The 19,491-nt window shown below is 60.3% G+C and carries 14 protein-coding genes; 3 read left to right on the top strand and 11 right to left on the bottom strand.

The genetic code is table 11. The features are described from left to right. Positions 1 to 110: 110 nt before the first annotated feature. From BMZ66_RS00840 to BMZ66_RS00820, 5 genes are all read right to left on the bottom strand, one after another. Entirely contained in the window at positions 111 to 968 is an 858-nt protein-coding gene (locus BMZ66_RS00840) for a hypothetical protein (RefSeq protein WP_092668115.1), read from the bottom strand. A gap of 147 nt (positions 969 to 1,115) precedes the next feature. Continuing rightward, positions 1,116 to 2,084: a PorP/SprF family type IX secretion system membrane protein gene (locus BMZ66_RS00835; protein ID WP_092668114.1), complete on the bottom strand. Its 969-nt coding sequence runs from the start codon at positions 2,082 to 2,084 to the stop codon at positions 1,116 to 1,118. A gap of 71 nt (positions 2,085 to 2,155) precedes the next feature. Beyond that, positions 2,156 to 5,344 carry a T9SS type B sorting domain-containing protein gene (locus BMZ66_RS00830; protein WP_092668113.1) on the bottom strand — a complete coding sequence of 1,063 codons (3,189 nt, stop codon included), beginning with the start codon at positions 5,342 to 5,344 and terminating at the stop codon, positions 2,156 to 2,158. 456 nt (positions 5,345 to 5,800) lie between these two features. Next, on the bottom strand, positions 5,801 to 6,166 hold the full coding sequence (locus BMZ66_RS00825) for a DUF952 domain-containing protein (protein WP_092668112.1): 366 nt from the start codon (positions 6,164 to 6,166) through the stop codon (positions 5,801 to 5,803). A gap of 182 nt (positions 6,167 to 6,348) precedes the next feature. Then, positions 6,349 to 6,735 carry a hypothetical protein gene (locus BMZ66_RS00820; RefSeq protein ID WP_092668111.1) on the bottom strand — a complete coding sequence of 129 codons (387 nt, stop codon included), beginning with the start codon at positions 6,733 to 6,735 and terminating at the stop codon, positions 6,349 to 6,351. 155 nt (positions 6,736 to 6,890) lie between these two features. On the opposite strand from BMZ66_RS00820, the gene hppD reads away from it, so the two are divergent. From hppD to BMZ66_RS00805, 3 genes are all read left to right on the top strand, one after another. Further along, positions 6,891 to 8,024 (top strand): 4-hydroxyphenylpyruvate dioxygenase, encoded by a 1,134-nt coding sequence (gene hppD / locus BMZ66_RS00815; protein WP_092668110.1) that lies wholly within the window; start codon positions 6,891 to 6,893, stop codon positions 8,022 to 8,024. Positions 8,025 to 8,256: 232 nt separating this feature from the next. Next, on the top strand, positions 8,257 to 9,510 hold the full coding sequence (locus BMZ66_RS00810; RefSeq protein WP_143079999.1) for a T9SS type A sorting domain-containing protein: 1,254 nt from the start codon (positions 8,257 to 8,259) through the stop codon (positions 9,508 to 9,510). A 125-nt stretch (positions 9,511 to 9,635) separates the two neighbouring features. Beyond that, a complete protein-coding gene (locus tag BMZ66_RS00805) occupies positions 9,636 to 11,372 on the top strand; it encodes a phospho-sugar mutase (RefSeq protein ID WP_092668108.1) in 1,737 nt (578 codons plus the stop codon). Between the two features lie 91 nt (positions 11,373 to 11,463). Here the strand turns inward: BMZ66_RS00805 and BMZ66_RS00800 are convergent, their stop codons facing one another. The 6 genes from BMZ66_RS00800 to BMZ66_RS00775 all read right to left on the bottom strand — a co-directional run bounded on the left by BMZ66_RS00800 (position 11,464) and on the right by BMZ66_RS00775 (position 19,385). Then, positions 11,464 to 13,629 (bottom strand): hypothetical protein, encoded by a 2,166-nt coding sequence (locus tag BMZ66_RS00800; RefSeq protein WP_143079998.1) that lies wholly within the window; start codon positions 13,627 to 13,629, stop codon positions 11,464 to 11,466. 118 nt (positions 13,630 to 13,747) lie between these two features. Continuing rightward, positions 13,748 to 15,439, bottom strand: a complete 1,692-nt coding sequence (locus BMZ66_RS00795; RefSeq protein ID WP_092668106.1) for an ABC1 kinase family protein — start codon at positions 15,437 to 15,439, stop codon at positions 13,748 to 13,750. A gap of 183 nt (positions 15,440 to 15,622) precedes the next feature. After that, positions 15,623 to 16,099: a phasin family protein gene (locus tag BMZ66_RS00790; RefSeq protein WP_092668105.1), complete on the bottom strand. Its 477-nt coding sequence runs from the start codon at positions 16,097 to 16,099 to the stop codon at positions 15,623 to 15,625. A 274-nt stretch (positions 16,100 to 16,373) separates the two neighbouring features. Beyond that, positions 16,374 to 17,351 (bottom strand): alpha/beta hydrolase, encoded by a 978-nt coding sequence (locus BMZ66_RS00785; RefSeq protein WP_092668104.1) that lies wholly within the window; start codon positions 17,349 to 17,351, stop codon positions 16,374 to 16,376. Positions 17,352 to 17,466: 115 nt separating this feature from the next. Continuing rightward, the gene (locus tag BMZ66_RS00780) at positions 17,467 to 18,630 is read right to left on the bottom strand and encodes a lysophospholipid acyltransferase family protein (protein ID WP_092668103.1); all 1,164 of its coding nucleotides are present in this window, start codon (positions 18,628 to 18,630) and stop codon (positions 17,467 to 17,469) included. A gap of 86 nt (positions 18,631 to 18,716) precedes the next feature. Next, positions 18,717 to 19,385 carry a YggS family pyridoxal phosphate-dependent enzyme gene (locus BMZ66_RS00775; protein WP_092668102.1) on the bottom strand — a complete coding sequence of 223 codons (669 nt, stop codon included), beginning with the start codon at positions 19,383 to 19,385 and terminating at the stop codon, positions 18,717 to 18,719. Positions 19,386 to 19,491 lie beyond the last annotated feature (106 nt).

Below are 19,491 nucleotides of genomic sequence, written 5' to 3'. Positions count from 1 at the left end.
CTCCGCACTATTTGGGCCTAGCCAGGGCAATTCCCATTCCGGCGGGCGCAGGAGACAGGAGAATTTAGGCAAAGCAAATTCGCTGGGCAGCAGTGCCGATTTGTTGCTTTTTACAGTCGCCTCCGCACCTGCACAAACTCCAGCGGCACGGCGTTGCTGCCCACGGGGGCTTTCACCACCAGGCCATCGGCCGCGTCGTAGCGCGGGAAATAGAGGTAGCCCTGCACCCGATAGCCGGGTTCCAGCGTCACCTTGCGCAGGGCATACTCCTGAAGGTCGGCGGCGCGGGCCTGCATTACTTCGGCGGCTACTGCGCGCCCGATTTTGGTGGCGCTGGAAATGGAGTTATAAGTGAACGCTGCATCGCGAATAGCGGCACGGGTCTCGTACTGCGCGCGGGTTTCTTTGCTGTTCGTGATGCTCGCTACATCCGTGGCAATGCTGGCCACGCTCAAAGCCACGCCAAACCAATCAATCCGGGCTGCCTTGATGGCTTCCTTTTCGGCCCGTTCCTTCAATGCTGTTATCTCGGGTTCAGGGTCGAAAGCCGCTACGGCTTGTGGCGGCAGGGGCGGTAGCGGGAGCGCCATGCTGGCGGCCGCTACGGCGGCGGTCACCTCCGTGCCGGGCAGGGGCTTGGGGCGCTTGGCCTTCTTCTGGCCTTCGGGTACAGGCGCGGGAGCCAAGCGGCTGGCTTGGTACTGAAACGCGGCCGGGTCTACAATCAGGTTGCGCTTGGTGGGGTTGTAGTATTCGGCTTCGAATACCACTCGGGCGCCTTCGTAGCACACAAAGCTTAAGCGAACCTCTACGCTGTCGGCCACGGCCAGCACCTGTTCCCGGCCCTCCTTAAACAAACCCGATGACTGGGCTGGCTTTAGCCCCAGCTCATAAGTGGGGGCACAGGCAGTGGAGGCGAGCCCTAGCACGGCCAGCCCAAACAAAGAGCGAGAGGAAAAAGGCAGCATAAGACCAGTCTAAAGGAAAGTGCTTCTCTCGAGAAGATGCCGAATTGCGACGTTTGGTTGCATCGATACCGGCGCTTCCTGTTTAGGCAAATATATTTTTAAGAATTAATACAAAGGCCAACAGCCACTGTCGAGGAGGGCCCTCCCCTACCAAAACCGGTTGGTGCACACCACCTGGGCTTTTTTCTTGAGGCGCAAGCCCACAAGCACTTCGTGGCTGCCGCCGTTGTAGCCGGCCAGTTGGGAGAGGCCCGCGTCGTAGGAATAGCCCAGCGTGTATTGCTCGTAGCTGAGGCCCATCATGGCCACGGCCGAATCGAAGGCCCGCCACGACGCTCCGAACCAGAGCAGGTCCTGGTACTTGAGCTTGGCGTTGACGTCGAGGGAGAGCGGCGCCGGGTTCACGGCCTTCACCAGCACCGACGGCACCAGCGACCAATCATCGTTGATGGGCAGTCGCACCCCAGCCGTGGCGAAGTAGTGCCGCTTCAGGGTGTTGCCGGTGCCCTCACCCAGTTGGTTGGCGCCGTAGGAAAAGTTGAGCTGGTTGCCCAACAGCTGCGCCCCCGAGAAACCCACGTAAAATTTGGAGCTGTACATCCAGACGCCCACCGTCCCGTCGAGGACCCGCGAGGCGGCGCTGGGAGCAACCGTGGTGGGGTCGAAGAAGCGCAGCTGCTGCCCATCGACGGCAAACTGCTGCATGCCGGCCCACGCGCCCAGCGCCAGCCGCAAATCGGGCGTCAGCAGCAAATTGTAGGCGTAGGACAGGTGGGCGCTGGTCCGACTCGTGGGGCCGGTTTCGTCTTTGTACACGATGCCGCCCACCGCATGAAACGGTCGGCGCCGGTCCCGGATAGTGCGCTTGGGGGTGCTGCGCCACTTGCCCAGCGAGGAACTCGCGCTGGCGTAGTAGGTTTTGGGCGCGCCCTCCAAGCCCGTCCACTGGGTGCGGTAGCTGAACTTGACGTCGATATAATCCTCCACGCCGGTTGCGCCGGGGTTCAGGATGTAGTTGTTGTTCATGTACTGGCTGTACTGCGCCTGCTGCTGGGCCCGGGCCGGCGCGGCCGCCAGCAGCAGCAGGAGCAGCAGCAAAGGGAGGGCTGTTTTCATGGCATTCGGTGCCTAATTGTCGGGGAAGAAGCAGGCGGGGCGGCTCCGCCGGCCTCCGCGCGACGCGTTGGTTAATGCAGAACCGTTAGCGCGCCAGAGTAGGAGCGGCTCAGCGGGCCCTTCGTCACGACCACGTAGTAATAGGTGCCGACCGGAACGGGCACGCCGTTGATGTCGCCTTTCCACTCGTTGGCCCGGCCGTAGTTGGTGGCCGAAAAGACCCGGTTGCCCCAGCGGTTGAACACGTTCACGGTATTTTCCGGGAACTGCTCGATGAACTCAATCTGCCAGGTGTCGTCGCGGCCGTCGCCGTTGGGCGTGAAGGCGCTGGGGATGCGGATTTGCGGGCGCACGGTCACTATTACCTGGTCGGAGGAGGCGCAGTCCCCGGTGCCGCCGGTGAGCGTGTAGGTGGTGGTCACGTCGGGCGCCGCCCGGGGCCGCAGCGGGTCGTTGCCAGGGAAAGTAAGCCCCGTACTCGGGGTCCAGGTCACGGGGTAATTGCCGTCGGCGCGGCCTTCCAGCAGCACGGAGGTGCCGGCCAGAACCTCCTTATCGGGGCCGGCATCCACCACCGGCCGCAAAACGCGCACGGTAATGCCATTGGAAACAGCCATCGCAGCCTGGCCGCAGGCATTGGTCGTGCGCAGACGCAGCGTCACGGTCTGGCCGTCGCGCAGCGTCGTGCTGGTAAAGTCCGCCCCCCGCGCCCCGGCCACGTCCGTGCCGTTGACCTGCCACTGGTACTCGGGCGCCGGGCCTGCCCCGGTTACGCTCGCTATGCTGAAGGTCAACGGGTCGCCCGGGCACACCCGCCCGTTTGGCTGCACGGCAATGGCGAGCGTGGGCGGCGGTGTGGGCGTGCGCGTCACCGCGACGGTGGCCGTAGCCGGGCCCGTGCTGCACAGCCCGGTCGAGGGCGTGACCGCCACCCGCACCTGGTCGCCGGTCACCAGCGTGCTGCTGGTGAACGTGGGCCCGCTGGTCACGGCCACGTTATTGACGAACCATTGGAAGGTAGGCGCCGGGCCCGCGTTGCTGGCCCCGGCCGTGAAGGTCAGGGGCGTGCCGGGGCACTGCACGAGCGGGGCCGCCAGGGTCACGGCAGGCGTCACGGCGGGCTGCACCCGCACCTCGACGGCGTTGGACACCGCCGTGGGGCAGGTGCCCGACGTCACCCGCCGCCGGTAGGAAGTGGTAGTGTTGAGCGGGCCAGGCTGGTAAGTCCGCACATTGGATACACCAGGGGCATTCTCCCAAATGCCATTTATCAAGATTTCCCACTGGTAGCGGTAGCTGCCCGGGCCCCCACCGCCAGTGGCTTCAGGGCCGGTGAGTGCAGCCGGCTCGGTTCCAGCACAGATGGTTTGACTGGCGGCAATGCTGCCTGGATTCAGCGTCGGTAGCACGGTGAGCTCGACTGTATTCGTGAATTCAGGCCCACAAAGCCCGGAACTCACGCCGCGACGGTAGTAGGTGGTGGCGGTGAGCAAGCCGGGAGCAAATTCCTCTCTAGTGGCGTTGGGGATGCTCGTCCATGAGGTTGTGCCGTTTGGCGATGACTCCCATTGATAGGCAAACCCACCGACGCCGCCCGTGGCCGGGGACGTGCTCGTAAGCGGCGCAGCTTCCGCACCAGCGCATAGTGTTTGGGAGGCAGCGATGATACCCGGGATAGGACGGCCGGGCAAGAAAATGCTACCGGTAATCTCGCGGCAAAAACACGATTTACTGATACTTAATGTTAAATCGTAGAAGCCAGCAGCTGCCGGGAAGGTGAATGCGGTTTGTTGCCCCGCCCTAGTGCCCAGAACGGTTCCTGCCTTATCCTTGAATACCCAGGTGTAAGAATCCGGGTTGGGCAAGGGCGAGTTGGCCTGGAAGGTAATCTCCTGACAGCCTGTGAAATTGAACGAGAAGCCCAATTGCAGCAGAGAGCTTTGGTTGAAGTTGGGCAGGCCCAGGCCGCTCAGGCGGCCGCCCAACTGCAGGGTATCGTCGGCATAGCGGGCCCGGGCACCCAACCTGTCGGGGAAGCTGATTAAGCCCAGCGCGGGCTGATTGTTGCGGGCCACGTAAATCTTGCCATCGGGCGCCGCCTGCAGCGAGCCCAGGTCGGCGGAGGTCTTGAGCAGAATGTCCTGCCTGCTGCCCGGCACGTTGGCGACCGTCAAATCAAATTGCAGTAGCCGGGGAGGGTTCATGACGGTGGCGAAGAGCCGGCTGCGGCTCAGCGAAAACGCCACGCCATAGTAACGCCCCGCCCCGCTATCGATGAGGCGGCGGTCGCTGACCATGCCCGTGGCGGCATTGAAGGCAAACAGCTCGACGCTGCTGCTGTTGTCGCCCGGCGTTTCACTGTAGCGGGCAACCGCTAGCCGTTCACCATCGCGCGACGCTGTCATTTGGCCCCGATACCCCTGGGGGCCGGCGTGCCGCGCTCCAATGGGCGAAATCACTGGCGGGTTAACCCCGGTAGGGGTCACTTGGTATGCCAGGAAAGCGTCGCCTCGGTTATCCGTGTCGGTGGGCCCGGCAGAACCATTGCCGAAGCCGTGCACAATAATCCAGATGTCGCAGCCATTTCGATGCTGCACAGCGGTCATCTTCTCAGCTGTGCCGCGTGCCAAGGGCGTGTTTTTGGTAGTGGCCACCACATCGCCCTGCCCCCCTCCTGCTGGAATGACAATCTCCGAATAGCTCAGTCCTTTGGGCCCGCCCTGCGCATCTTGGGTGAACAGGTAATAGCTCGTTGGCCCACCAACAGTTGCTGGACTGCCTGGTTTCTTGATGGCAACGGGGCCGTCGGTAGTCAAGCGGTTACCATCCAGCCCGTTGCCGTTATTCATAACAACATGGTTACTGCCCCAAACAGCTTCGCCGTTGCTGTAGAAGCGCAGGCTACCATTGTCGCCCGACATCACCCCGGAGCCAGCTGGCGCGTCCATCTGGCTATCAAAGCGCACCAAGGGCAGAGCGGCGTTCGAGGCCGAGTTGAAGTCCAACCCCGCCTTATAGCCAAAATACCAATTGTTGATGAACTGATTGTCCCGGCTGCATACTAAGGGCGCCGTCTGCGCCAAGGCGGTGGCCGCGCCGCTTAGCAACACCAGCAGGAAGACCAGCGTGAGTAGCCAACCAGCAGCCGGTTTTACCCGCCTGGCGGGGGTCCAGCCGCGAACCGGTGATTCGGGCTTGGCATGTGGCAGGCGTGAAATACAGGACTTGAATACTGCAGGATACGGTAGCTCTGCGGGCATAGAGGAGCAAATAAGTGGGCGACCCGGTAGGCGGGCTTTCCGTAAGAATGCAGAGCCAAACACCGCATTTAAAGACCGGAACTTAGTGGGGCTGGCCACTTCTAAAAGGGCATTACCAGCCGGTTTAAGTAAAGCTACGCACAGCCAGCCAGGTTGGGCAAAGCAGTGCCTGATTGATGCTGGAAGCCACAGCCAACTACCCGGCCCGGTCCGGGTTAGCTTTTTAATCCAATTTTTATATTATCGAGACTCCCAACCCTCTTTTGCTCATCACAAAATGCGTACCATACTAGCCGCGAAGAGGAATGTGAAAAATTGGTGGCTGATGTAAAAAATATAACCTATCGCGTCTCCGGGGCCGCGCCGTTTCGGCATGGTCCACCGCCGAGGCTCGCTGGTTCGCATCTCTACACCGTTCGCATTCCTCTCCGCGACGAGTATAACGCCCGCAAAACGTCACTCCGCCGCTCCGCTACCCGACAAAGCAGGCGGCAAGCAAAAGGTGCCCTTCGCATCCGCGGCAAAGGGCCACGTGCGGCGCACAGCCGCCAACGGCACTGGCCCGAACACGTGGGCAAAGGCTTCGTTGCGGGAAGCCACCCACTCCCGCTCCACCCGCACATTGTTCGCCGCGAGAACTTCCTCGTCCCATTCCAGCAAGAATAAATCAGCCCGCCCGGCATAGTACCGGCGAGCTGTTTCCAGAATCTGGTGTGGCTCCGAAGAGTGCAGGAAACCGTCGGCCGCGAGGTCGGCACTGGTGAAGAAACCGGTTTGCTGCGCATGGTGCCAGTCGGCAGCTTCGGCAATGCGGTAGAGCATAGTATTTGAATAGAAAAGAACGGAAAGGAAAGAACGTCATGCCGAGCGGAGCCGAGGCATCTCGCGTGGAGTGAGTAGTAATCCAATCGATTGAGTTACTACCACAAGCGAGATGCCTCGGCTGCGCTCGGCATGACGTTCTTAATTGCTACAGCGGTGTGCTGTTTGTATGAAGCTTTTTCCTACGCTTTCCACAGTTCCTGCTGCACCTGCTTGCCTACGGTAAGCATGATGCGCACGGGATTGGGTATAAGCGTAATACGAGCTTCTTTGCCGGGGTACTTCTCCGAATCAACCCAAACGCCTTCTTTGGGCGAGGGCGTGGAGCCGGGCGTGCTGGGCAGGTAGGCCGTGGGAAGCAGCACGTCGGTGTCCGATTTCAGGTCGGTGTGCACCTTGTCGAGCGCTGACTCCAGGAAGTCGCCGTACTCGTCGTTGAAGTCGTCTTCCAGGTCGTGCAGGGCTTCCTCCACGTCGTCGTAGCGCGCGTCGTCGTACGTGAGGGTGTGCAGCTCGGCTTTCTTTTCAATCAGGGCCACGAGGGCGCGGTTCAATTCTTCGGTATTCATGGGGCGCTAAGGCAGATGATTGGGCACAAAAATGGGAATGAATTACTAAACACGCGCCGCGGCCGCCTATCATTTTTTTTAGCACCGGCTGAATTCTGCCGGAACCCGTAATTTTACCCCAACCAATCTCCACCGTAATTCTCCCCTTCCCACCCATGCAAACCATGACCTCGCCCGAAGTGCTGGCCCAACCCGCCCAGGACTTCCTTCCGCTGAAAGGCACTGACTTCGTTGAGTTCTACGTCGGCAATGCCAAACAGTCGGCCTACTACTACCAGGCGGCATTTGGGTATGAGCTGGTGGCCTACGCCGGCCCCGAAACCGGCCTGCGCGACCGCGCCAGCTACGTATTGCAGCAGGGCAAAATCCGGCTGGTACTCACCACCTCCCTCCTGCCCGACTCCGACATTACGCGCCACGTGGCCCAGCACGGCGACGGCGTGAAGGTGATGGCCCTGTGGGTCGACGACGCCCGCAAGTCCTTCGAGGAAACCACCAAGCGCGGCGCCCGCGTGGCCTTCGAGCCCTATACTATTGAGGACGAGCATGGCTCCGTCACGCTGGCCGGCATCTACACCTACGGCGAGAGCGTTCACACCTTCGTGGAGCGCACCAACTACACGGGCCCCTTCATGCCGGGCTTCGTGGCCAAATCCAGCGCTGTGCCACAAGGCAACCCAGTGGGTTTGCTGCACGTGGACCACTGCGTAGGCAACGTGGGCTGGGGCGAAATGAATACCTGGGTGAAGTTCTACGAGGACGTAATGGGCTTCAAGCTTCTGCTCACCTTCGACGACGAAGACATCAGCACCGAATATTCAGCCTTGATGAGCAAGGTGGTGAGCAACGGCAACGGCTACGTGAAGTTCCCCATCAACGAGCCCGCCGAAGGCAAGAAAAAGTCGCAGATTGAGGAATACCTCGACTACTACCACTCGCCCGGCGTGCAGCACATTGCCATTGCCACCAACGACATACGCAGCACCGTGACTGAGCTGCGCCGCCGCGGCGTGGAGTTCCTCTCGGTGCCCGGCACTTATTACGACGACCTGCTCGACCGCATCGGTGCCATCGACGAGGACCTCGCTTCCATTAAGGAACTGAACCTGCTCGTGGACCGCGACGAGGAAGGCTACCTGCTCCAGATTTTCACGAAGCCCGTCGAAGACCGGCCCACCGTGTTCTACGAAATCATTCAGCGCAAAGGCGCCAAGAGCTTCGGCAAAGGCAACTTCAAGGCATTGTTTGAGAGCATTGAGCGCGAGCAGGCCCTGCGCGGCAACCTGTAGCGTTGCCAGTTTAAGAGGAAGCCCCGGCACGCCTTGCTGAACGGCGCCAAAGCACCTCTCCCGTTTCGCCTGTCATGCTGACGAAGGAAGCATCTTTTCACGTCTGAACGACTGTTCTATCGTGAGAAGGTCCTTCGCAAGCTCAGGATGACAGGCGAAACGGGAGAGGTGCTTTTTTTATAACAGATTGCTGTTCAGCTCCACTCAGCAGGATGCACTTTTTTTGTTTGGCATGTTGAAAACAGCTACTCATTTCCTGCTCCTCCTGGCCTTTGTGGCAGGCTTCAGCCCGGCCCGTGCGCAATCCGGCTGCCCCGACCCGCGTGCCACCAACTACAACCCCGCCGCCATCATCAACGATGGCTCCTGCCAATACGCAGTTACCAGCGCCGCCTTGCCCCTTAAAACGCCACTGGCCAGCGCCGTGCCCGAAAGCTCGGGCCTGCAATACTCCAGCCAGAGCCTGTGGACCTTCAACGACAGCGGCAACCAGCCCATCCTGTTCAAAGTAGATTCTACCACCGGCAACGTGCTGCAGCAAGTGAGCATCAGCAACTTCGGCAATGTGGACTGGGAAGACATAGCGGCCGATGCCCAGTACCTATACATTGGCGACGTGGGCAATAACAACGGAAACCGGCGCGATTTGCGGGTGCTGAGGGTGCGCAAATCTGCCATCGGGCCGGGCGCTACCGAAACGGTGGCCGCCGAAGCCATTGCGTTTAGCTACCCCGACCAAACCAATTTCAGCCCCGGCACCAACAACCACAATTTCGATTGCGAAGCCTTCTTCTACGCCAACGACTCGCTGCATCTGTTCACCAAAAACTGGGCTGATTTACGCACTAAGTACTATACTATCCCGGCCGAGCCCGGCACCCACGTAGCTCGCCTCAAGGCCACGTTTGCCGTGAACGGCCTCATCACGGCCGCCGACCTCAACCCTACTGGCACAGCGGCAGCCTTACTAGGCTACAACCTGAGCACCGGCGCCACCTTCCTCTGGCTGCTGTCCAACTTTCGAAACACGCAGTATTTCCAGGGCAACAAGCGCCGCATTGAGCTGCCCAGCGCCTTGCTCATCGGCCAGGCCGAAGGCCTGTGCTTCGTAGACCGCCACCGCGTGTTTGTGTCGAATGAGCGGCTGACCGGCATCGTTACGGTGCCGCAGCGGCTGTATGAGCTCAACACCAGCAGCTGGCTCGCCCCAATTGTCGTCACGGCAGCCGCGACCGCTGAGGCGGCGGGCTTCCAGATTTCGCCCAACCCCGCGCACCAGTTTCTGCGCATCGAGCGGCCCACGGCCAGCACCGGCGAGCTGCGCTTGCAGCTGCAGGATGCCAGGGGCCGCACGGTGGCGGTGGCCAGCCTGCCAGCGGGCAGCCGCAGCCGGGAACTACCAGTGGCCCACCTGGCGGCCGGCTTATACCTGCTGCGCGTAGAATCATCGGCCGGGGCTTTTTCGCGAAAAATTGAAATTCAGTAGCTAAGCCGCTCCCCGGCACCGTGGCAGAAGGCAGCGCCCACAACTCTGGCGCTTTGTAGCCGTTTTTTGCAATCTTCTTTTCTTTACGCCCGTACTTCGGTTCTCCAACACCCTTTTTCTTTCTCATGGCCCTTACCCCCGAAATCCAGCAAACCATCAACACCTGGCTCACCCCCGATTACGACGCCGACACGCAAGCTGCCATCCGCGAGCTGCAAACCAGCGGGCAGGACGACCAGCTCACCGATGCCTTCTACCGCACCCTCGAATTTGGTACGGGCGGCCTGCGCGGCATCATGGGCCCGGGCTCCAATCGGATGAACCGCTACACGCTGGGCATGGCCACACAGGGCTTGTGCAATTATCTGATTCAGAGCTTTCCCGGACAGGATATTAAAGTGGCCATCGCCCACGACAGCCGCAACAACAGCGCCGAATTTGCGCAGATTGCCGCTGGCATTTTCTCGGCCAACGGCATCACCGTTTACTTGTTCGACGCCCTGCGGCCTACGCCCGAGTTGTCGTTTGCCATTCGCGAGCTTGGGTGCCAGAGCGGCTGCGTGATAACGGCCTCGCACAACCCCAAGGAATACAACGGCTATAAAGTGTATTGGAACGACGGCGCGCAGGTAGTGGCGCCGCACGACAAAAACATCATCACCGAAGTAAACAAAATCACCAGCGTTGGCGAAGTAAAATTTGAGGCCGACCCGTCGAAAATCATCAGCGTGGGCGCTGACGTAGATGCCCTCTATTTTGCGCAGGCCCGGCAACTCAGCATCGACCCGGCCGCCATTCAGCGCCAGCACGATTTGAAGATTGTGTACACGCCGATTCACGGCTCCGGCATCACGCTGGTGCCCGGCCTTTTGCGCGAGTTCGGCTTCAGCAACGTGAGCATTGTGGAGGCCCAGGCCACGCCCAATGGCAACTTCCCTACCGTGCAATCGCCCAACCCCGAGGAGAAAAGCGCCATGCAGCTGGCCCTCGACCAAGCGCAGGTCCAGGATGCCGACATCGTGCTGGCCACCGACCCCGACGCCGACCGCGTGGGCGTGGGCGTGAAAAACGACAAAGGCGAATGGGTGCTGCTCAACGGCAACCAAACCGCGGCCCTGCTCACCTACTACCTATTGAGTGCCCGCCACCGCGCCGGCCAGTCCACGCCCCAGGATTTTATCGTTTACACCATCGTAACGAGCGAAATCCTCGGCGACATTGCCCGCCAGCACAATGTCAAAAGCTACCAGACCCTCACCGGCTTCAAGTACATCGCCGGCCTCATCCGCGACCTGGAAGGCCAGGAGAAGTACATAGGTGGTGGCGAAGAAAGCTACGGCTTCCTCATCGGCGACTTCGTGCGCGACAAAGACGCCGTGTCGGCCTGCGCCCTGATTGCCGAGATGGCCGCTGTGGCCAAAGACCAAGGCCGCACCCTCTACCAGGAAATGGTGCAGATGTATGCCCACTACGGCCTCTACGTCGAGGACCTGATTTCCCTCACCAAAAAAGGCCAGCGCGGCGCCGAAGAAATTCAGGAAATGATGGCCGGCCTCCGCGCCAACCCGCCCGCCACCATCGCCGGCCTGCAAGTGGTGGAAATCCGCGACTACAAAACCGGCCGCATCCACGACCTGCATACCGGCATCGCAACCGAAACCGGCCTGGAAAGCTCCAACGTGCTCCAGTTCATCACCGAAGACGGCAGCAAGATTTCAGCCCGCCCCAGCGGCACCGAGCCCAAAATCAAGTTCTACTTTAGCGTGAAGCAGCCGATGAAATCGGCAGTGGATTTTGACTTGGCGACGCGCCTGGCGCAGGAGAAAATTCAGGCCATCATTGCGGACATGCAGCTGAAGTAGCGCGCAAGGTTCCGCAAAGTTTAAAAAGGAAAGTCCCGCAGAGATAAACTTTGCGGGACTTTCCTTTTTAAACTTTGCGGAACCTTGCGCGCTACAGCCGTACCCCCACGCCTGGCCCCAGCAGGTAAAACCACTTGCCAGCCCCCAGCAGCCGCCCCCCGCCCAGATAAAGCGGAAACGTAAACTTGGCATCGCGCCGCGTGGGGTACACCGAGCCCAAAATCACAATGCCCAAGTCGCGCTCGCTGGTGCTGTTCTGGCTGAGGTTAAAGGCGTTGAGGGCCACGAACCCGGCGCCGATTTTGTAGGGGCGCAGGCGGTTGATTTTGTCGGGGCTGTAGAAGCTCAGCTGCGCCAGGGTGGCCAGCGAAATACCGCCGAAGTTGCCGTAGCCCTCCTGGCCCTCACGCCGGGTGAGCAGGCCCGCCGGAAAGCTGACGTCAATGTCAAACTTGTAGCGGCGCTTGAGCACCACCTCCACGGTTTGGGTGTAGCCGGGCTCGCTGTATTGAGCAGCCTGGTGCTTCACAGTCACTACAATACGGCTCCAGTCATCAAAGTCGTAGGTTTTGCGGCCCAGCAAGGAGTTGATGCTCAAGGGGTCGGTGCGGCACTGCTTGTCGGCGTAGAAAGCAAATCGGGGCGAGTTTTCGCCGGGGCAGATTACTACGTTTTCCACGTTGCGCATCTCCATTAGCTCCCCTTTGCTGTTGAGGGTCCGGATTTCGAAGCTCAGGAATTGCTTGCCATAGAACTGCTCGCCTTTGTCAATGCCCTCCGGGTTGAACTGAAACACCACGTCGCGGATAGTGCCGTCGTGCAGTACCGGGCCATCGAGCCGCGTGATGGTGCGGGCGGCCTCCCCATACAGTACCGATACAAAATCCAGCGGGTGAGGCCGCTGAAACTCCTTCACCGTGAGCGAGTAGCCGGTGGGCTGACTGCCGTTATAAATAATGCTTTTGCGCTTCGCGAAGCTCACTGGTATCTGCACGCGGTACACGAGCCGCGCATCGGTGCGCACCGTGGAATCGGAGGGAATGATGGGCAAGTCTTCGAAAAATAAACGCGCCTTTTGCAGGCCTTCGCCCTCTAGGCGCACGTCCACTATTTCGCCGGGGCTCACGTTGAGCGAGGAGGTCCAGTCGCCGCCTCGGTGCAGCACCTGCACGCTGCGCACCACGGTTTGGGGCGTAATGTCGAGGTTGGTGACGTAGCGGGCAACGTCGTTTTCCTTGATGTAGAGGTAGCCCTCGGTCTGGCGGTGGGTGTTGTAGGGGCGCAGGTAGCACAGCACCCGGTCGTTGCTGAGGTACTGGCGCGTATATATTTCGGCCACGAGCGTTCCACCCGGCTCTTCCTGCTCCTCCACGCGGTAGGTCCGGTGCAGGTCGAAGCTGCGGCCGTTGTCCAGAATCAGCTCCACTCCCTTGCGGCGGCTGGCCTCGTCCATGGTCACGCTGCGCTTATCGGGCGACAGAAACCGCAGGCGGCTGCCCTTCACGTTAAAGTCCTGACGCAGCACGGGCAGCTGGTAGCTCAGGCGCCCACCGGGTGCCAGCGTGGGCCGCTCGGTTTGCAGCTTTACCAACAGCGTGCGCACCCCCAGCTGATGGGGCAGCACGTGCAGGCGGAGCATGCCGTTGGCTTCGCTCACGAGGCGGTAGTCAAATTCGGCCCCTCGCACCCACTCGCCGGTGGCGTGCACGTTGCGCGCATTCGAGCTGGTTAGCTCAAACACCTTTTCCTCGCCCACAAATAGTTCGTTCTCAGCCGCGCGCAACGCCACCGTGGTGCGCGACAGCGGCAGCAAAGGCACTACTTGCCGGCGCGGCTCGCGCCCCACCGAGTCGGAAGCCTGCTCCACTACCAACCGCAGAAAGCCGCTGGTCGTCAAATTCTTAAACTTCAACCGCGTTCGCAAAGCGCCGTCTTCTTCCTTAGTCAACGAGTCAAGCTGCAAATAATCAGGGTTGCGCCGCAGGCGCAAGGCAGCATTGCGGGCCCCTGCAATCGGGTACAGGCGCAGTTCCACGGTTTCATCGTCGCGCCGATACCAGAACGACATCGTCGGCACACCCTGCACGTCTACTTTGTTGCGGGTCAGCGAGTAGGTGGCGGTGTCGGTTTTCAGGGTAGCATCTCGCAGCAGCACCGGGCCATCGGCGTTGGCCTGGGCAAGGGCCAGGCGAGGACAAACGCCCATCAAGCAGCCGAACAGGACCAGTAGTAATCGGGAGCGCAACAAAATGGGCATTCAACGGCAAGTAGAGCAGAAATACGACCCCACGCCGCAAAGTTCGGGCCGCTTAAGCTCGGCTACAATGCTGCTCTCCCAAATTATTGATTTAGCTATATTAAGTCTGTGCTTTCCCCTACCCTTTCTCCTTTTCCCGGCGGCCGGTGCCCAGCAGCAGCAGCACTAGCAGCAAAAAGCCCGTGGCTCCCAGGCTCCACCAGGTTATTTCGGGCACGCCGCGCCGGTAGGGCATGGCGGGCGAGTAGCGGCCCAACAGCGACAGGCCAGAAAAAATGAGCCCGCCCACGCACAACAGCGCCAGAATGGTGCGGCTCACTAGCTGGTCGGCCTTGCGCATGAGCATGTTGTAGCCCACCAGCTCAAACTTGAGCCGCAGCTCGCCTTTGCTGATTTTGCGCACAATCTGACGCACGTCCGACGGCAGGGTTTGCAGCAGGGCCAGCAGCTGGGTGCCGGTGTATTCGGCTTCCAGCAGCAGGTTTTGCTTCGAATACTGTTCGCGGATAATCTTAGCGCCGTAGGGCCGCACAAACTCAAACGTGTTGAAACGAGGGTGCAGTACCTTGCCGATGCCCTCCAGAATCACCAGCGCCCTTAGGATGAGGAACACTGCCCCCGGCACCTGCAGCTTGTAGTTATAAATGACGGTTTGCAGGGCGTCGGCGAGGTCGCTCATGCTCATCTCCTTCACGTCGAGGGTGGCAAAGTCCTCAATCAGCTGGCTCAGGTCCGACTCGAACATGCGCATGTCCGGAATCTCGGCCGTGAGGGCCAGCCGCCGGAAGTTGAGCGCCATGTTGCGCGCATCCTGCCGCGCCATGCCAATAAACACGCCCGCAAAGGCGTATTTCTGCTGCTTGGTGAGGCGCCCCACCATGCCGAAATCGATAAGCACCACCGTGCCATCGGGCTGCACCAGCACGTTGCCGGGGTGCGGGTCGGCGTGGAAAATCCCAAACTCAAAAATCTGCGTCAGGTAGATGTCCATGCCCGTTTCGGCCACGGTCTCCGGGTTGAGCCCCCAGTCCAGCAGCTGGGCCTTGTCGGTGATTTTGCAGCCGCTCACAAACTCAATCACCAGAATGCGCTCGCTGCTCAGTTCCCGAAACGGCTTCGGGATGTAGAACGTGGTGTAGTCTTCGTACAGCTTGCGAAACTGCTCCATCGAGCGCGCTTCGGCGGTGTAGTCCAGCTCCTTACTCATGCTGCGCTCAAAGGCATCCACAATGTCCTGCGGATTGGCGAGGCCCTGCTTTTGCAGGAAGCCGGCCGTGAGGCGTACCAGTTCGTGCAGCAGGGCCAAGTCGGAGCGCACTTTTTCGCGCACGCCGGGGCGCTGCACCTTCACCACCACTTCCTCGCCAGTCAGCAGCCGGGCGCGGTGTACCTGCCCGATGCTGGCCGAGCCCAGCGTGGTGTCGTCGAACTCGCTGAATACCTCCGTAATCGGGCGGCCCAGCTCTTGCTCAATAATCTGGCGCGCAATGGCCACGTCGAACGGCGGCACGTTGCTTTGCAGCTTTTCAAACTCATCAATCAGGGCCTGGGGGAGCAGGTCGGCCCGGTTGCTCATGGCCTGGGCCAGCTTGATGAACGTGGGGCCCAGCTCCTCAATAATGAGGCGCACCCGCTCCCAACGCGTGGTTTCAAACACCTGGCGGTCGGAGCGCTGCCAGCTCAGCCGGCGGCTTTGGCTCACCAGCCGCCGCAGCGGCGTGGTGGTCACCACGTCCTCAAACCCGTAGCGCAGCAGCACCTCAGCCACCTGCCGAATGCGGGTGAGGTTAGAAATCGTGTTTTTAAACATCGGCAGTGAAAGTAGTGCTATGGCGCGGCATCAGATGGCGAGGCCCGGTTGAGAATGAGCGAATTTACTGTTTTGTATTTCCTGAAGAACCTTCCCTTCCCAGCCTTACCCCTTTTCAAGCCACAAAAGCCCCGCTTACTTCACGCAAACGGGGCTTTCGAATTGGGTTAGCAAGCTACACGCCTACTCCTTGTCGGCAGCGGGGGCAGGTGCCGCGGCAGGCTTCTTGGGAGCAGCGGGCTTCTTGGCAGCGCCAGCTTTGGCGGCGGCTGATTTTTGGGCCGTGCCGGCCGCAGAGCTCACTTTATCGGCAGCTTTCTTGGTGGCACCAGCGGCTTTGCTGGTGGCGCTGCTGGCCGGCTTGGCGCTCGACTTGCTGGCGCCCGACTTGGCCGAGGCCGTGCGCGAGCTGCTTTTCGTTTTGGAATCGCCCAAACCAACGGTGCTTTTCACGCGCTCGGTGAGGCCCTGAAACTGCTTTTCGAGCTCTGTCCGCTTGCTTTCGCCGCTCTTCATCAAGTCGTCAACAATCTTTTTGCCCTCTTCCTGGGTCATCTTGTTGTCTTTCACCAACTTCTCGATGGTGGCTTGTACTGACTTGCTGCCCTGGGCAATGTAGCCAACGCCAGCATTAACGAACTTTTTGAATAAATCTTCCATGGTAAGGAAAGGGTTGAGGTGAAAAATGAAAGCAGGGAAGTAGTTGAAGTAAAAGCCCTTGCCGCACGAATTTAGTATGCAAGCCGACTATTTTCGTTGCAAACCTACGAACACTATCCAATATAGTTGAACTGTGTACGCCGCATTTTCAGAAAAGTAGCCTTAATTCCTCAAAATCAGGAATAATTTTTCTAATTCCCCCACTCTGCACCCTACGCAGAACCCCAATAGCGCCCCCCTCCCGCACAAAATTACCATCCGAAGGGAGTCAAAATCAAGCTGCCCGGCGACGCTCCACGGTGCGACGGCGCTCAACCACCGGCAAATCCACCGGTACTGCGGCGGCACTTTCCCACAGCTGCTCTACAAAGCTGGCTACCTGGTCGAGGGCCTGCCGGGCTTCTGGCACCACGCGCCAAAACAGGTGCCACCAATGCACCAGGCCTTCAAAGGGTTGCAGCGTGACTTTGCTACCAGCAGCCCGGGCTTTGTCAACGAACTTGAGCACGTCTTCATACAGCACTTCGGCGCTGGAAACCTGGATGAGGAGTGGTGGTAGCCCGTGCAAATCGGCTTGGGCAGGCGAGAGCAGCGGGTGAATAAGGGGCGTTTTGCGGGCGTAGAGCGGGCCCCAGGTGCGCATTTGCAGGGCTTCGAGCAGGAGGCCTTCTTCGCGGGCCACGCGGCGCAGGGCCGTCATGGGCAGGTTCAGGTCGGTCCAGGGCGAAAGGCCGACGGCCGCGGCGGGCATCATGTCGCCAGCGTCGCGCAGGGCCAGCAGCAAGGCCAGGGCCAGGCCACCGCCGGCTGAGTCGCCGGCCACCACAATATCGTGGGCTCGGTGGCCTTGGCGCAGCAGCCAGCGGTAGGCGCGCTTGGCATCGTCGAGGGCGGCCGGAAACGGGTGGTCGGGTGCCTTGCGGTAATTGATGGTGAGAGCGTTGAGACCACAGCGCTGGGCCAGGCTGCCCACCATGCTGCGGTGGGTGTTCAGGGAGCCCAGCACGTAGCCGCCGCCGTGCAGGTACAGCAGCACCCGCGTGGGGTGGGCGCCGCGGGGCCGCAGCCACTCGGCTTCCAATCGATTGTCCACTTTCAGGCTTTCCAGGTGCACGTGCCAAGGCATAAACTGGAACAACGCGCCGGCTTCCATAGCTGCGCGCATGGCGGCTACACTAGGCTTGCGACGCGCCAACGGCGACGCAGCCGCGGTTAATAGCTGCTTGAGCAGCAAGTGCTGAAACGAGGGCATCGGGTGGGATTAATGCGGGAGGGAGAGCAGGGAGGGCAAAGACGATAGCAGCAAATGAAGTCATGCCTCGCTGCGCTCGGCATGACGTTCGACTATTGTCTTTCGAACATGCGGCTTAGGGTTTTTGGCCCAGCTTATTGCCGCGGTATCCTTTGATGGCCAGCGGAATCCAGCCTAGCAAAGGAATGAAATAAGCAAGGGTAATGGGGTTACGCCACAACATACGCAACCAGGCCCCGGGGCGGTCGAGCTGCATCCGAAAATTGCGGCGGCCTTCCTTCACGTAAAGGCGCTCGAACTCGGTGAACACGGCCGGCCAGGCAAAGGGCAGGAAGAATGGGAAGAAGCGCCAGTTCTCTTTGATACGCTGCCACAGCTCGCGCCACTCGTAAGGGCTTTGGCCGTGGGCGGCCACGGCGGCATCCATCTCTACCTGCATTTTCTGCCGGATTTGCTCCGACAACTCGGCGTAATCCTCGCGGGTGTGTTCTTCGGGCTTTTTGGTGGTCAGCTCGGAGGGCCGAATGCGGGTGCCCATCACAAAGGTGAGCTTGGCGGGCAGGGCCAGGTAAAATGCCCAGGGCTGGATAATTACCAGCAGCAGCAGCAGCGTAATGGGCAAAAAAGGGATGCCTATTTTCTTGGTGTATTTGTTAATCCAGTCCCAGGAATACGCGTAGGGATTGAGGTATTCGGCGTTGATGGTGTAGAAGGGCACGATGTCGGTGCCGTGCTGCAGGCTGAGCCGCACCATGCTGGTGGCCAGGCGCTGAAACTGGTACTTGCGGTTGAACCCCTTGCCGATGCCAGGCACCCCCTCGGGGTACAGCATCAGGTTGTGGTCCTGATAGTACATCATGGTCTCGAAATTGAGCGTGGTGGCATCCACGCAGCCGCATTTTTTCCAAAACTCCTTTACCAGGTAGGGGTTCATGAGGGCCGTTTGGGAGAGCAGCGGGGCCGAGAGCGGCCGGGGCAAATCGTGCAGTACGCCGTCTTTTATGAGATGCCGCCACAAGTGCGACAAGGCCACGATGGCGTCCCAGGGAAACGCCATGCCCGAGTGATTGGACGCGAAAATCAGCGGCCGGTCGGGGTTGTTGCGCTGCGGGTAATTTTCGAAGCCTACCAGCTTGGAGCGAAACCACACGCGGTCCAACAGCTGCAGGATGTTCTCGTCCAGCGTTTGGGTAAATTCCTCCCGGAAATAGTCGTCGTAAATGTGCTGATTCGCCTGAATGGCTGGCGGAGGCGACGTAGCGGAAGCGGCAGTGGGCATAAGCAAGAAGCAGCGGATGGAGGAAAGATAGGAGAATTTCTCCCGTTACGCCACTGGGCCAGCGGGCTCCGGCTCCTGGCACGCCGCTAGCCGCGGCTGCCGAAGATGGCGCTGCCCACCCGCACCAAGGTGCTGCCTTCGGCCACGGCCAGGGCATAATCGCCGCTCATGCCCATGGAAATTTCGCGGAAGCCAGGCTGGTTGGCAAAATAGGTGGTTTTCAGCTGCTCGAAATAGCCGCGCAGCTGCTGAAACTCCTGGCGCAGCTGGGCTTCGTCGGAGGTGAAGGTGGCCACGCCCATCACGCCGGTCAGGCGCACGTGCCGGAGTTGCTGGAACTCTTCTGAGGCCAGAATTTCTTCGGCTTCGCCCAGCGACAGGCCCGATTTGTTTTCTTCCTGGGCGATGTGAAACTGCAGCAGGCCGTTGATGAGGCGGTCGTTGGCAGCCGCGTGTTTGTCCAGCTCGCGCAGCAGCTTGAGGCTGTCGATGCTTTGCACGGTGTGCACGAAGGGCGCCAGCAGCTTCACCTTGTTGGTTTGAAGCTGGCCGATGAGGTGCCACTCCACATCGGCCGGCAGTTGGGGCTGCTTGGCGGCCATTTCCTGGGGGCGGTTTTCGCCAAAAATGCGAGCACCGGCCGCATAGGCTTCCTCCAGCTTCTCGACCGGGTGCGTTTTGGTGACGACTACTAAGCGGGCCGTTGTGCCCGCGAGCTCCTGCTCGATGCGGTGGATATTATCAGCAATAGACATGTTCTTTATTTAACAGGTAACAATTATCATTTAACAATCTCTTTTTAGAGGGTCATTGAGTCGACAATCAACTTCATTATCAAATCACTAATGGCAATGATGTTAA

Source organism: Hymenobacter arizonensis (genome assembly GCF_900115775.1).
Lineage (GTDB): Bacteria > Bacteroidota > Bacteroidia > Cytophagales > Hymenobacteraceae > Hymenobacter > Hymenobacter arizonensis.
The sequence above is the reverse complement of the archived record's forward strand: the minus strand, read 5'-3'. Positions and strand labels throughout refer to the sequence as shown.

What these genes read in the sequence shown, in the direction of transcription:
- BMZ66_RS00840 (WP_092668115.1), bottom strand. Translation starts at nt 968, where the DNA reads ATGCTGCCTTTTTCCTCTCGCTCTTTGTTTGGGCTGGCCGTGCTAGGG.
- BMZ66_RS00835 (WP_092668114.1), bottom strand. Translation starts at nt 2,084, where the DNA reads ATGAAAACAGCCCTCCCTTTGCTGCTGCTCCTGCTGCTGCTGGCGGCC.
- BMZ66_RS00830 (WP_092668113.1), bottom strand. Translation starts at nt 5,344, where the DNA reads ATGCCCGCAGAGCTACCGTATCCTGCAGTATTCAAGTCCTGTATTTCA.
- BMZ66_RS00825 (WP_092668112.1), bottom strand. Translation starts at nt 6,166, where the DNA reads ATGCTCTACCGCATTGCCGAAGCTGCCGACTGGCACCATGCGCAGCAA.
- BMZ66_RS00820 (WP_092668111.1), bottom strand. Translation starts at nt 6,735, where the DNA reads ATGAATACCGAAGAATTGAACCGCGCCCTCGTGGCCCTGATTGAAAAG.
- hppD (WP_092668110.1), top strand. Translation starts at nt 6,891, where the DNA reads ATGCAAACCATGACCTCGCCCGAAGTGCTGGCCCAACCCGCCCAGGAC.
- BMZ66_RS00810 (WP_143079999.1), top strand. Translation starts at nt 8,257, where the DNA reads ATGTTGAAAACAGCTACTCATTTCCTGCTCCTCCTGGCCTTTGTGGCA.
- BMZ66_RS00805 (WP_092668108.1), top strand. Translation starts at nt 9,636, where the DNA reads ATGGCCCTTACCCCCGAAATCCAGCAAACCATCAACACCTGGCTCACC.
- BMZ66_RS00800 (WP_143079998.1), bottom strand. Translation starts at nt 13,629, where the DNA reads ATGCCCATTTTGTTGCGCTCCCGATTACTACTGGTCCTGTTCGGCTGC.
- BMZ66_RS00795 (WP_092668106.1), bottom strand. Translation starts at nt 15,439, where the DNA reads ATGTTTAAAAACACGATTTCTAACCTCACCCGCATTCGGCAGGTGGCT.
- BMZ66_RS00790 (WP_092668105.1), bottom strand. Translation starts at nt 16,099, where the DNA reads ATGGAAGATTTATTCAAAAAGTTCGTTAATGCTGGCGTTGGCTACATT.
- BMZ66_RS00785 (WP_092668104.1), bottom strand. Translation starts at nt 17,351, where the DNA reads ATGCCCTCGTTTCAGCACTTGCTGCTCAAGCAGCTATTAACCGCGGCT.
- BMZ66_RS00780 (WP_092668103.1), bottom strand. Translation starts at nt 18,630, where the DNA reads ATGCCCACTGCCGCTTCCGCTACGTCGCCTCCGCCAGCCATTCAGGCG.
- BMZ66_RS00775 (WP_092668102.1), bottom strand. Translation starts at nt 19,385, where the DNA reads ATGTCTATTGCTGATAATATCCACCGCATCGAGCAGGAGCTCGCGGGC.